Raw genomic sequence first — 13,436 nt, 5'->3', positions numbered from 1 at the left:
GAAATGGCCGAATTATATAAAGATTACCTTAAAGAGCTTTTTGAGAAGAAAAATAAGCATGATGTTGGGAAAGCAATCGACGTTCTTCCGTTCTTGTCGAAAAGAACGAGGGCTTTAAGAGGTAGATTTAACAAGGTGTTGGGAGAGTATGTTAGAAATATATGTGATTTAGAACTGGATTCCAAATCATTAAAGAAACAGGACTTCTATTTGTCTGAAGATGAAAATGAATTTAGTGAACATATTGCGGAGAAGGTAGAGTTTTCTAACGGTGACGATAAGTATGATTTTGTCCGTTTTTTAGACCAATATTTATTTAATAAGGAAGACATAAAACTTATCCATCCATTCTTATTTAATTATATTAAGGTTGATAAAAAAAATAAAAATGAATTTAGCAAGTATGCTCAATTTATGAATGACACTTTAGTTACAAGTAGAAGTGATTTAAAGGCCATTTTTAATAACAAGGAAACGGAAGATATACTAACCGAGTTGGTACTTTCACAGTTAGATGTATTAAAAGAAACAAACGAAAAAGGTAGAGAGTACAAGCCACTCCTGCCATCTCTATCTAAATTATACCAAGAAGATTTAATGTATCTAAGTAAGTATAAGGACTATTTTCTTTCTTCGTTCCCTTTATTAACTCAATTTTATGTATTTATGTATGCTTGTCAATTAGTAAACAAATTTGAACGTTTTACAGATGCGGACTATGACAACTTAGACCCTCTTTATTTCTCACTTGAATGGGAATCTCTTAGCAAGAGAAGACAAGCAGCTGGAGAATTGGATAGTTTTAAATATATTAAGGAAAAGTTACCGAATTTATTTCCGCATATCCACACGATGTCCCAGTTAAGTCATAATAAAGCCAATATTACTGAAGAAGAACTAGATGAAGAGAAGAAAAAAATCGACCTTTTGACGTATCGGGACATAATAATGTTGGTTGAAAAAGGTGAATTAAATGAAACCCAATTCTATGAAGAACTAAAGGAGTGGGTGAGTGAATACACTACCTTGCAAAAAATTGACCAAGACACAACTTTTTCTGATCTAAAAGAAGGCATGAAAGAACTGTTTCAATGTTTGAAAATTGGAATGAGTTCTACAGTCAGTAAAAGGTACGGTGAAAATGTTGAAGATATTGGAGCAAACCAATTTATAAAGAACCGTGGAAGTCTAGGACAAGTCCTAAATATCAAGCATGATTTCTTACTGTTACTAACTGCGGTATCTGTAAAAGAAAATCGTGTACCCTTAAAAGAATTGTTTGATGAGTTTCAAAAAAGAGGAGTCATACTCGATCGTTATACGAAGAAAGAAGTTACCCAGTTACTGGATAATCTGAATATAATAGACAAAAAAAGTGATAGTGGTGATGCACAATATGTCAAACCAATTTTATAATTATATAGCCTCTTTGTTACTTGATTACTTTAATAAAATTGGAATTAAATCCGGGGATCGATTTTACTTACAACTTGATAATGCTTCAGATGTTCATCAACTAATTGAAGCCATGCGTAATATGGAAAATACCACTCCATTTAGTTATAAACACGACCTTGGTGAAAGGTATGATACTTTTGCGATTAAGTTTAATGAACATAAGCTAGTAGTTGCCTTTACATCTGAAAATGTTAAACCAGACTTCCTAGTAACCCTAAGGAATTTGGTTGGTGAACAAGAAGGTGACTGGGAAAATACATCTCTAATTAGTATTGTTTCTGAACAGTTAGATTCCATCCAGGGTGGAAGCAGCGACCTTCAAAAAGAGGGAATGCCTCTTCACCCTGAATCCTTATTCAATAGTTTAAAAAAGGAAATTGAGAATAGTCAATTAGAAAAAGTAGATCAAATCATTTTGTTTGATAATCTTTCAAATCTAATGAAAGAGCAACCATTTCAACAAATTACCCTTTTTGAGTTTGAGGATATTTTTTCAACCCTTCAAAAAGGTGGTATAGAAGATAATGAATACTATAAATTTGGCCTTTTTAAAGATCCGGATCTTGCAAGCTTTCCAGGAAATGAACAGCAAAAACGTATAAATCTCAATCGAGAATTATTTAGTTTTGTCAAAAAAGTCCATGAGTATGGTTTGGATAAAGAGGATTTAGAAAACCAATTTTCCCCTAGGGGAGCAGGTGTGTTAGAAAAAGAAGATTGGCAGGAAACGGATTTTCCAAAGGTAAATCAATTTCATGAAGAATATAAAAAGTTAAACAAAAGGTTGAAGGTAGAATTAGAATCTCTAACAATAAAGGATAAATTAACATATTGGGACAAACCGCTAAATGAAAATGCAGCTGGCAAGAGAAAACGGCACATTGTTATTTTTAATCCTGATAATTTGGAAGAGATTGAACTAACAACATCCTTTTTATTAAGCGGTAATATTAGTGGATTGAATCAAGATTACTTAACAGTTGAAAAGCAATTACAAGATCAAGTAGACATTCAAGTTAAAAAGAAAAATATAGTTGCTAAATTACAAACTCAAAAGAATGAAGTTAGTTTCGTGAAATTTTCTTACAAACACGATAAAAAAGCTGCTTTGGGTGCGGAGTTTTTTATCGCCATTCTTCCAATGGATCCAATACAATTGGATAACTATAAGGCTAAATACCTTGTAAATACAAAGAAGAAAGCAATAGAAATAAATTTTGAAGAAGATGAGTTGAATTTCGGTGATGGACTGAATCACAAAAGAGAGGAAATCTCTGAACAAAATCAAGAAGTCACCTTTACTCAAGATGACAAGTTAACAATTGTACCATTACCAGAAGCGTTTAATGATAATGATGAACTATATCTACGTGTGCGCTTTTTTGATACTTCGATTCCCTTTTTATTTAGAAATGAATTGCCTGATTCCATGCCAATTAGTGGCCAGAGGATTTGGAGACTTATTCGTGAAAAAGGAAAAGATTTTCAATGGATTAAAGAAAATAATCGATTAGTATTAGAAAATCAGGAATTTTATTTCCACGCAGAATACAGAGGTTTCTTTGAGTGGGAAGATGAAATGGTTGAGTATGGCATGAGAGCGGGACAGTTTAGTTCAGACCAATTAAATCCCATAGAGATAAGTTTGGGAGAAAACTTAAGAGAAGCCTATAGTCGATTTATTAATTACTTTAAAACCCATGACTCAATACCTAGTTTAAGTACAGTAACGGAAGATTTTAAAAGACGTGCAATAGAGTATATCAATGAGTATCAAAAGGAAATAGATTCATTCGAAGAAGGAGTAGCTGCAGGAAAAAGAGGGTTAGACCTGTTTAAATTAGGTACTATAAGAACTAATGAAAATATATACCTAACTCCTTTTCACCCGCTAATGGTTGCATATAAAATAAAATACTTCGAATTATTAGGTCAAGAAGAACTTGATAATAGTATTATTAACCGCCTTAGCCCGGATGCACTAGTACCATTTATTTATGATGAGAATGAAATGCTCTATAAGCCAGATCACCAATTATCTGCTGCAGAATGGTTGGTGCTCAAGCCGGTTAATCAAGTTTCTATTTCTGATGCAAATCAATACTTGGCTAAAGTTGTGAACGATAAAATTGCTCAGTTTAAAATGCATTTTTCATACTTGTTTATAGAAAAATCACAGGCTCCACTTCAAATAAGTGTAATCAATATTTCTAATGACTTAGAGGTTTTAAGAGGTATTCTTCAGTGGATGTTAGGTGTAATTGATAAACAAGGTCCTGATGTTTTAAAACCAATAGAAGTAACGTTATATAAAAATAAATACTTGGAAAGTTCTTTCGACTTATATGCCAGAACAGAAACTGTTTCAGAATTTGAAAACATCTTTAATATAAAGCTGAAGGCAAAAGAGTTGGATTCAGAAGATGTATTAAGAATCATTAGAGAGAAGTTGTTCTTCTTTAAACGAGAGCCAGGCGCAGAATATCGGTATGCTCATATTTCTTTTTACAAGATGGATGCTCAGGAAAAGAAAGCTGTTCAGTCAATGAAAGATATGAAATCTGGAATAGCTATTGAAGGTCTATATTCAAGCGTGCCATCGATGAAGGATGCAGAGAACTATCGAAGTGGCTTTGGAACGAAATCTTACAGTATCGATAATAGCAATATTCTTACGAGCACCTCTTATTATGTAAATGAACTAGCAACAAATTTACGTAATGGAGGAAATGATAGCTATCGTAAGGGAGAAGGTATATATTCAAGAACAACAAATACCGATGAAGAGACTTTAGAAAAAATTTTCCAATCTTCTTATTGGGTAACATTTGTCGATCCCACTGTAGATTTAGAGTACTTTAATAAGTATGATGGTAACTTAGTGGTCATCCATTATAGTGACCAATATTCTTCGTCAAGTAGGTATGATGCTATAACTGTTACGGACAAGTCAGATCAATACTTTGCTGTTATAAAAGAATTCTTAAAACAAAAAGATGTGGAAGGTACAGATGAAAATGTACTAAATACCATTAAAGCCTTCAACACTTTTAATGGAGAATGGTTGTTAAGAATTATAGGTAGTAACGGCCATTTAGATCGGGAAAAATTGAGTATAATCTCTGCTATAAAATATTCGGTCTCTTATTTAGATCATCCGAATATCTTATGGATTCCCATTTCGTTAGAGGAAGTATTACGAGTAGCCGGTGCTGTTAGCCTTAACAAATCGGATGGTGTATTCACAGCGAAAAATCTAGGAGTTAAAGGTAGTCATAGTGATGACCTGCTTCTTATTGGAATAGAAACTGATCAAAATAAGGATGAGTTATCCCTTCATTTTTATCCAGTAGAGGTTAAGATTGGAATTAATAATAGTACCGTGCTTGATAAAGCAAGAGATCAAGTAAGAAAAACGAAGTCCCTTTTATTAGATACTTTAACAGGGGAAGTAGGGGACACATTTAAAGGTAAATTTTATAGGAATTTCTTTAGCCAGTTAGTTATTTCTAACGCTCAGAAGTTGGATCAAAGTGAATTTTGGAATGAAAAAAACTATCATTTAAGTGATGAGATTGTGGAGAAATTACTAAAAGATCAGTATACGGTATCTAATGAATTACAGAAATTTGCTGGTGATGGGGCTATCTTATCTTTCCAAAAAGATGCGTACCATCGTAGTGCCGCTCAGGATGAAGATATATTATTAATTAACTTAACAGAATACGATGGCTACAAGGGATTAGTTTACCCAATTAGTGCTATGAGACATTGGGTTCAAGAAAAACCTAACGATTTTATAAAAGAAGATATGCTTTCATATAAATATAAGGCAGTTTCAGAAGTTGTCAATGGGGACTCTTCTGATATAAATGAAGAGACAAAAACAGAGAAGGGATCAGAAACAAAAGAAATACAACCCGAGGCAAAAAGTGACTCCGAAGAAGAAAACAATCTCTCTGAAAATCCAACGGGATTTTCTAGCGAAGAAAGTGAAGAAACAGAAGAAGAACATGAACAACCTACTTCGAACAATGAAAATAATAAAAATGAAGAGGTTGAGGTTATCCATAAACCAGCACTAGAAGATACTCGTATCTTATTAGGAAAAGCTGAAAATTCTAATCGAGAATTGTACTGGGAATATGGAAACAAGGGATTGGCAAATAGGCATCTACTAATTTCCGGTAAATCAGGACAAGGAAAAACTTACTTCATGCAATGCTTGTTACTAGAAAAAGCAAAATTGGGTATCCCAAGTATTGTTATTGACTATACCGAAGGATTCTTGCCAAATCAGTTAGAGCCGGAATTTGTAGAGTTTCTAGGTGATAAAGTTAAACAAAAAATAGTTTATAGCGAAAAGTTTCCTGTTAATCCTTTTGCAAAAAATGTTCGTGATATTGGCGGTATAGAGCTGCCAGAGTCAGATACAGATGTAGCTGAACGTATTAAAAGTGTATTTTCTTCTGTCTATAGCACTTTAGGAATACAACAACAGAATGCAATATATGATGCAACTCTCAAGGGTTTAGAATTATATAATGAAGAAATGAATCTAGAAAAGCTTAAAGAATTATTGGAGGAAGAAGGGTCCAACTATTCAAAAACAGCTTTGTCTCAAATTAGGCCGTTTATCGATCGAAACCCATTTAGCCATACAGATACAATAAACTGGAAAGATATTATTGAGAGCAATGGAGAAGTATTTATCATCCAGCTTACTGGCTTCCCTCGCGATGTTCAGTTAATTATAACGGAATTTATTCTTTGGGATCTATGGAATTACTCTGTTAGATTTGGCAATAAGAATAATCCAATGCCTGTCATAATGGACGAGGCTCAAAATCTCGATCATACAGAAAAGTCACCTTCTGCAAGAATTTTAACAGAAGGCAGAAAGTTTGGTTGGTCTGCTTGGTATGCTACACAATTTTTAAAATCTCAATTAAGTGCTGATGAGCTAGCACGTTTGCAAAACTCATCTCAGAAAATTTATTTTTCTCCACCAGAACAAGAGCTTTCCAATATTGCTTCTAGCTTGTCTAAAGATAACCAAGAGAGAAGGCAATGGGAAAATAGGCTTGCAGGATTAAAGAAAGGGCAATGCATTGTTCACGGACCAATTCTAAAACCAAATGGAGAACTTTCAAATCCTACAATTACAGTAGTAGATATTACAGCTTTATCCGAAAGAATATAAAGAGACAAAGAGAAACCCCCACATGATGTGGGGGTTTCTTATAGTAAAGATAACCTGAAGTCTTCCATAGATGCTTTGTCGTTATGAATATCATTAATTACTCGAAGACCTTTTTCGATATAACTTAACATATATTCATGTAATTGATCATCATCGACTTGTTTTTTAACTTCATTAAAAATAATGTGCTTAAAGAGGAGAAAGTCATTCCCCTTTATAATATTATCAGGGATTGTCCACTTATTTTTACTCGTAAATTCCTCTTTAACAGGTTCATTCGTTACCTGTATTCCTTTCGCGAGCGCTATTTTAATAGCAGTTGGGCGGTCAATTTCTAATTGATCGGTAATTACGTCTAGTATTTGTTTCCCTTTTTCAGAGAGGTTCATCCTACGGTTGGACATAAAATCACTCCGTTACAAAATCGAAATATCCATCTCTTATAACAGTATATTTCTTTTTTTCGTCATAATCTAACATATATTGTTTATAGGAATGGTCTTCCATAAGCTTCACATACTCCTCTGTTATCTCTGTATCAGTTGAGAGAATGATAACTTGCTCACTAAGTTCTTTATAATAATGATTAATCAATCTGTTTCGATGGTGACTATCTAATCTTCCAAGTGGAGTATCAACTACAATAGGTAATGCAAGATCGGAAGCTTTCGTTAAAGCCCATATTAGAGAAGAAGAAATCATTTGCATTTCTCCTGCTGATCGATCTTGGATACTTATTTCTTGTAACTTATCATTGTAAAGGCGAATTGTATAGGAGTCGATATCGAATTCAATCTTTCCAAATTCATCTTGTTTTCTAAACAACTTATTTAACATATATGAAAACTCTTCCTGAATATATTGAGCTTTCATTGTAGTAACTTCTTCAACATATTGTTCCATTGCTAAGATAGTTTTTTTAGTAAGTGAATATTTATTTTGTAATTCTTCTAAATCAACTTCCTGACCAGATAATCGCGTTAGTTTATTCGTAATATTTGCTTTATTACTTTTGGCTTCATTTAGTTTCTTATTTACTGATCTTAATCTAAGGTTACATTCACCAATCATTTGAGTTAAGGAATCTATTCGCTCATTTTCTTTGTCAATATTAACAGATTCAGGAGCATTCCTGATTTCGTTCTCAATGTTCTGATATTCATTTTCAAGGCTTTCTAAATAATTGATAAGTTTTGCCATTTTACTTTTATCACTAATTATATAGTTTGTAAGGAAGTTATGGTCCTTGCCTGATAGATCGTGAATTTCTTGTATATCTGTTGTGGAAGTGTTATTGATATTGTTTTCCTTCAACCATATTTCTTTTCCGAGTTCTTTAATTTGTTTTAATTGAGTATCAGTTAAAGGTGGATCGATCTTTTCGCTGAGTAATTGATTCATAAAATTACGATAGGGCGTTAGAGACGAATTTTCTATGATACGTTTTCTTTTCACTTCATCTTCCAATTTAAGTTGATTCTTTAATTTGGTTAGCTTTTCACTTAGTATTATACTAATAGCATTCTCTTTAAAGAATGTTGATAATTCCTTCTTAGCCAAGTCCATTTGTGTTTCAATTTTGGATTGTTTCTTCACAAATGTTTCCCGAGATTTAGAATTCTGTGTAACCTTTTTATTTCTTCTCTCTTTTTCTTCAAGAAGCAAATTCTTTAATTTTTCATGCTCAGCACTTATTTTACTTCTTTTTTGTTCTAATCTTTTCATCGTCTTTGTAAGCTCATTAAGTTGTTCATCATAATCCTTTATCTTTGAGTTACTACTAGAACTTGCAAGTTTCTTTTCAATATTTTTTTGTAATGACTGGAGATCAGTAATAAGCTGGTTATAAGCGTCCATACCTGTTATTTTGTGTATTGCCTGTTTCATTTCATGACTGTTTTGCCTTAGTATAATGTCTTTGATTTCTTCCCCGTCAAAAATAAAAAATGGTGCAGCATGATAAGGGATTATTTTGTCAATAAACTTATTGTATGTCTCAATATTATCAATCTTGGCATGTCGATTTACTCTAGAACCTGGCTTTGATACGATTAAGTTTCGTTCCTCATGTGTTAATCTTTTGTATTTATCAAAATACCATTTTACCTTTAGTTTCCACTCTTCACCTGAATCAGTTTCAACTATAAGTGTAACGGAACTTTGTCGACCACCTTCATCAAAGAAAGTGTTATTCACAATATTGGAAAATAGTCGCTTATGCTCCTCCTCGGATATGCCTCTTTTCCCAAACAAGACATACAAAATAGCTTTCAGTATAGTCGTCTTTCCGGCTCCATTTAGTCCCCCTAAAAGGATAATGTTTTTACCTTCTTCCCGTATGCTTTCTGGGATATAAAGGTCAACCTCTTGAAGTCCATAATACGTTTTATAATTATCAAAGATTAACTTTTTTAATAACATAAAATCACCTTTACTTATGATTTCTGGAATGAAAATCAATTAATTCCTGGTACTCTTTTATTCTGGCACCTTGACTATGATTTTGATAGGATAATTCTTCTGCAGTTCTTAATAAGTCTTTAGCAAGTTTTAATGGAATATCGTGTTCAATACACTTCTTTGCTAAAAGTTCAATTTCTCTGCGTTTTATTTCTTTCATTTACATCACCTTTTAAAAGCATAATTATCTTCAATATTACTATACTATTACAAAATTTTATAGATGTTGACAGAATAAATCCAAATATTACAAATCAAGAGTAATTTTTTAAATAAAAAGTCATACTTGAATAACCTACTCCTTCAGCGATTGCAGGGATGGTTAAGTTGGAGTTGACAGCATCATAACTGCTTGCTTATTTTTAGGAGTTGCAAAGGTCTTTGAAGATTTTGCGGTTCCCTTTTTTATAGGTTTGATAAATAATTTGGATGAAAGTTAATATGTCCTACCATGGAAATTATTGTACAACCTTAATAATGCTGCACCATAAATTCTAAGAAATCAATCAAAGTAAATAACATTTTGTACCTGCCTTAATGACATTACTAAAATGCGGGATAAATATAACCAAACTAGTATTTTAAAATGAAACGTTTACAATTTAGCGCTATCATAAAGATAATTATCCAAAAGGATGTGAGAAGGCCATGCATTCACAAGTAATAAAATTTTATGAAGGAAGAGAAGACGTAACGCTGACAACCTACGTGATTTCGGATTCACCGGAATTATTGGGAGGTAAGAAGAGACCTGCTGTAATTATCTGTCCTGGAGGGGCCTATCTTTCCTGTTCTGACAGAGAAGGAGAAGCCGTGGCGTTGAGGTTTGCATCGATGGGATATCATGCGTTTGTGCTTCGGTATTCTACCTATACGGGAGGACAGTTTGGCTATCCGGACTTCGAACAAGAAATGGAAGTCAATGAAAACTGCATCCATCCTACACCTATGAGAGAGATTGGAAAAGCGATGCTTACAATCAGAGAACATGCGGAGGAATGGTTGGTAGATGAGGAAAGAATCGCAATCTGTGGATTCTCAGCGGGTGCACATAACTGTGCCATGTACTCTGTGAACTGGGACAAGCCAATAATGTATGAATATTTTAATGAAAAACCAGATATGTTTAAACCTGCGGCAGCCATTCTTGGATACACATTAAGTGATTACCTTCTTATGCGGTCATTACCAAAAAGTCCTGACGACCAGAAACTATTTGAGGTATCAAATCTCGCACTTACAGGTAACAAGCATCCTGATGATGAAACGCTTAAAGAAGTAAGTCCAGCCTTGCATGTATCAGAGAGTACTCCGCCGATGTTCCTCTGGGCTACATCTGAAGACACTTTAGTACCAGCCCAACATACACTGAAAATGGCTAACGCGCTTGCTGATCAAAAGATTCCTTACGAAGTGCATATCTATGAAAAAGGCCCGCATGGCTTAAGCCTTTCAAACCAGGCTACCGCACAGGCGAAAAGCCAAATCGATCAAGATGCCGCAAGATGGATAATAGAAGCTGAATCCTGGCTGGGAAAAAGATTTGCGCTGGATTTGCCTGAATCGACTCCATTTGAAATCATGATGGAACAAAAAAAGGAGTAAATGATGAAAAAAGACGTAGCTCTATGAACTATACGTAGAGTTATGTCTTTTTTACTGAATGATATAATGGAAAAGATAAAATTGTTTTTCTCAGAGTAAACAACCTAGATTAAGAGTCCTTTTGAAGGACCTTTTTGCTTTAAAGTGTGATAAGATTATTTTCGGTGTACTATTGAATTTAATATTGAAAAAATGTCTTGAATCAAATCTTTTTATTAGTTCATTAATGGGAGGAAAGAAGTATGAAACCTAGAATTACTGACAGCACTAAAAATGCATCTAATACTAAGCCTAAAATTGCAGACGTTGCTAAAGTTGCCGGTGTTTCACCGACAACTGTCTCTAGGGTCCTAAATAACCGTGGCTACATAGGTGAAAAAACAAGAACGAAAGTCCAACAGGCGATGGAGCAGCTGAATTATTTTCCAAATGATATAGCTAGATCCTTATTTATACAAAAAACATATTTAATTGGTGTTATTTTTCCAACCACTAGCAACCCTTTCTATGGACAACTTATCTTCCATTTAGAAAATATTGCTGCGTCTATGGGATATAAGACTTTGCTTTGTAACAGCCAAGGCAGAGAGGATAAAGAGAAAAACTATTTAAAAATGCTGCAAAGAAATCAAGTGGATGGAATCATCGCAGGGGCTCATAATCGGAGAATGGAAGAGTATGATATACCTTCATTACCCGTCGTCGGGGTTGACCGTTATTTATCCGAAAATACTCCGGTAGTTTCAAGTGATAATTATGATGGAGGAACACAAGCTACTCAATTGTTAGTTAATAAAGGTTGTAAACATATCATCCATATCAATGGACCAATATCTTTAGAGACACCAGCCAATTTAAGAAGAAAAGCATATGAAGATACGATGAGAGAAAATGATTTAACTCCTCATACCTACGAAGTCGGATTAGATGATCAAGAAAAAATCATAGAAAAATTATTTGACGAAAACCCGCGGGTTGATGGTGTTTTTGCAAGTGATGATATTATTGCGTCAAGGGTTTTAAGAGAAGCGAAAAACAGAAACATTGATATCCCATCTAAGTTAAAAGTAATAGGATATGATGGTACTGAGACAACTAGATTATTGTTACCGGAATTAAGTACGATACAACAACCTATAAAAGAAATAGCAGAAAAGACAATAGAGATTCTAATCAAGCAAATAAACGGTGATAACGGTGATGTTCAACTAGAGACAATGCTGCCTGTTACACTAATTGAAAGTGAAACCACTTAACTAATTAGATGAATTACCGAATTTTTAAAAAGCAAAAATTTTAATCCAAAAAAATTTCAAATTGTATGTCATCCGGTTGACATATGAAACCGGTTGACATACAATTTATTTAAAGAAATTAAAGGGAGGAATTAAAAAATGAAGGGGTTTACATTTTTGGTTATTTGCACATTAGCAGCTCTAGTACTCTCAGCTTGTAGTGGAGAAACATCATCGGGAAGTAGTAACAATGAGGTTGATATTTGGGTTCATATGTCCAATGAAACTGCTGAAGGAGAAGCAATTCAGAATATAATAGATAGATTTAATCAGGAATATGAGGGCGAATATAAAGCAAACGTCGAATTTATTACTAGAAGTGGAAGTGGTGGCGGATATGAGGATAAAGTAAATGCTGCTTTAACGACTGATTCATTGCCAGATGTATTAACGTTGGATGGTCCAAACACAGCTGCTTATGCTAAATCCGGGGTAATAGCCCCTATCGATGATTACATAAGTAACAAGGATGATTTCTTGCCTAGTATTATTCAGCAAGGTACGTATGAAGACAAGTTATATGCTATCGGTTATTCAGAGTCCAGTGTTGGTATTTACTATAATAAGCAAATGTTAGAAGAAGCAGGTGTTGATTTATCTACTTTACCTACAGTGGAAAGTCCGTGGGATTGGAACCAATTTATGGAATTATGTGAAACATTAGAGAATCACTACAATGCCCCTGCAATCAATGTGGGCTTGGACGATAAGAGCGAATGGTTGATGTATGCCTTTGCGCCATTTCTATGGTCACAAGGCGGTAACATAGTGTCTGAAGATGGAACGACTGCAACTGGCGTCTTTAATGATGAAAATAGTGTAGAGACTTTCAATTTCATTCAGGATATGGTCGAAAAGGGTTACACAACAATTGATCCTGTGGAAAAAGGATTTCATACTGGAGAATACCCAATGAAGATGAGCGGGTCATGGACGATTCAAGAACTTGAAGAATATCCGGATGTAGAATACGGTATTATGCCATACCCAACATCTCCAGATACGAATGAGTTAGTTTCGCCTTCGGGTAGTTGGCAGTTTGCTATGTCAGGTACAACAGAAAAGCAAGAAGCAGCTGGTGCATTAATTGATTTTATGACATCTACTGAATCTCTAACAGAAATAACTTTAGCAAATAGTGTTCTTCCAGCTGCTAGTTCAGTAATAGAAGAGGTCCAAGATGAAGTCTCACCACAGATGAATGTGCTTATTAATCAAAACTCAAATTCAGCGAAAGCCCGACCAGTTTTGCCAGAGTATCCTCAAATCAGTCGGATCTTCCAACAAACTGTAAGCGATGCAGCTTATTACGAAGAAAATGAAAATATCCAAGAACTGTTGGATGATAAAGCCACGCAAATGGATAAAGCGTTGAACTAGAAATCAATAATCCGGCTTGGATTATTCCAAGCCGG

Annotated in this window: 8 protein-coding genes; 5 read left to right on the top strand and 3 right to left on the bottom strand. The window is 34.2% G+C overall.

The window, feature by feature from the left end; all coding sequences use genetic code 11:
- Positions 1-3: 3 nt before the first annotated feature.
- On the top strand, positions 4-1,416 hold the full coding sequence (gene dptG, locus CZ434_RS06845) for a DNA phosphorothioation-dependent restriction protein DptG (RefSeq protein WP_077622436.1): 1,413 nt from the start codon (positions 4-6) through the stop codon (positions 1,414-1,416).
- Positions 1,397-6,661 (top strand): DNA phosphorothioation-dependent restriction protein DptH, encoded by a 5,265-nt coding sequence (gene dptH / locus CZ434_RS06840; RefSeq protein WP_077622435.1) that lies wholly within the window; start codon positions 1,397-1,399, stop codon positions 6,659-6,661. The genes dptG and dptH overlap by 20 nt, the downstream gene beginning before the upstream one ends.
- A gap of 38 nt (positions 6,662-6,699) precedes the next feature.
- Here the strand turns inward: dptH and CZ434_RS06835 are convergent, their stop codons facing one another.
- From CZ434_RS06835 to CZ434_RS06825, 3 genes are read right to left on the bottom strand one after another with little or no spacing between them, the layout of a single operon-like run.
- On the bottom strand, positions 6,700-7,065 hold the full coding sequence (locus tag CZ434_RS06835) for a DndE family protein (protein WP_077622434.1): 366 nt from the start codon (positions 7,063-7,065) through the stop codon (positions 6,700-6,702).
- A gap of 4 nt (positions 7,066-7,069) precedes the next feature.
- The gene (gene dndD / locus CZ434_RS06830) at positions 7,070-9,082 is read right to left on the bottom strand and encodes a DNA sulfur modification protein DndD (protein WP_077622433.1); all 2,013 of its coding nucleotides are present in this window, start codon (positions 9,080-9,082) and stop codon (positions 7,070-7,072) included.
- Between the two features lie 10 nt (positions 9,083-9,092).
- Positions 9,093-9,281 (bottom strand): DNA modification system-associated small protein, encoded by a 189-nt coding sequence (locus CZ434_RS06825; protein WP_077622432.1) that lies wholly within the window; start codon positions 9,279-9,281, stop codon positions 9,093-9,095.
- A 488-nt stretch (positions 9,282-9,769) separates the two neighbouring features.
- Here CZ434_RS06825 and CZ434_RS06820 point away from each other — a divergent pair, with 488 nt between their 5' ends.
- The 3 genes from CZ434_RS06820 (at position 9,770) to CZ434_RS06810 (ending at position 13,401) form a co-directional block, all read left to right on the top strand.
- Positions 9,770-10,726 carry an alpha/beta hydrolase gene (locus tag CZ434_RS06820; RefSeq protein WP_077622431.1) on the top strand — a complete coding sequence of 319 codons (957 nt, stop codon included), beginning with the start codon at positions 9,770-9,772 and terminating at the stop codon, positions 10,724-10,726.
- Between the two features lie 242 nt (positions 10,727-10,968).
- Complete coding sequence (locus tag CZ434_RS06815) at positions 10,969-11,982, top strand: LacI family DNA-binding transcriptional regulator (RefSeq protein WP_077622430.1); 1,014 nt, start codon at positions 10,969-10,971, stop codon at positions 11,980-11,982.
- A gap of 138 nt (positions 11,983-12,120) precedes the next feature.
- Positions 12,121-13,401 (top strand): ABC transporter substrate-binding protein, encoded by a 1,281-nt coding sequence (locus CZ434_RS06810; protein ID WP_077622429.1) that lies wholly within the window; start codon positions 12,121-12,123, stop codon positions 13,399-13,401.
- The last annotated feature ends 35 nt before the right edge of the window (positions 13,402-13,436 follow it).

It is taken from the genome of Sediminibacillus massiliensis, from assembly GCF_900156915.1.
GTDB lineage: Bacteria > Bacillota > Bacilli > Bacillales > Amphibacillaceae > Sediminibacillus_A > Sediminibacillus_A massiliensis.
Note: the sequence above shows the minus strand (reverse complement) of the source record. Positions and strands in the feature narration are given on the sequence as shown.

Coding starts and splice junctions, on each gene's coding strand:
- dptG (WP_077622436.1), top strand. CDS start 4: ATGGCCGAATTATATAAAGATTACCTTAAAGAGCTTTTTGAGAAGAAA.
- dptH (WP_077622435.1), top strand. CDS start 1,397: ATGTCAAACCAATTTTATAATTATATAGCCTCTTTGTTACTTGATTAC.
- CZ434_RS06835 (WP_077622434.1), bottom strand. CDS start 7,065: ATGTCCAACCGTAGGATGAACCTCTCTGAAAAAGGGAAACAAATACTA.
- dndD (WP_077622433.1), bottom strand. CDS start 9,082: ATGTTATTAAAAAAGTTAATCTTTGATAATTATAAAACGTATTATGGA.
- CZ434_RS06825 (WP_077622432.1), bottom strand. CDS start 9,281: ATGAAAGAAATAAAACGCAGAGAAATTGAACTTTTAGCAAAGAAGTGT.
- CZ434_RS06820 (WP_077622431.1), top strand. CDS start 9,770: ATGCATTCACAAGTAATAAAATTTTATGAAGGAAGAGAAGACGTAACG.
- CZ434_RS06815 (WP_077622430.1), top strand. CDS start 10,969: ATGAAACCTAGAATTACTGACAGCACTAAAAATGCATCTAATACTAAG.
- CZ434_RS06810 (WP_077622429.1), top strand. CDS start 12,121: ATGAAGGGGTTTACATTTTTGGTTATTTGCACATTAGCAGCTCTAGTA.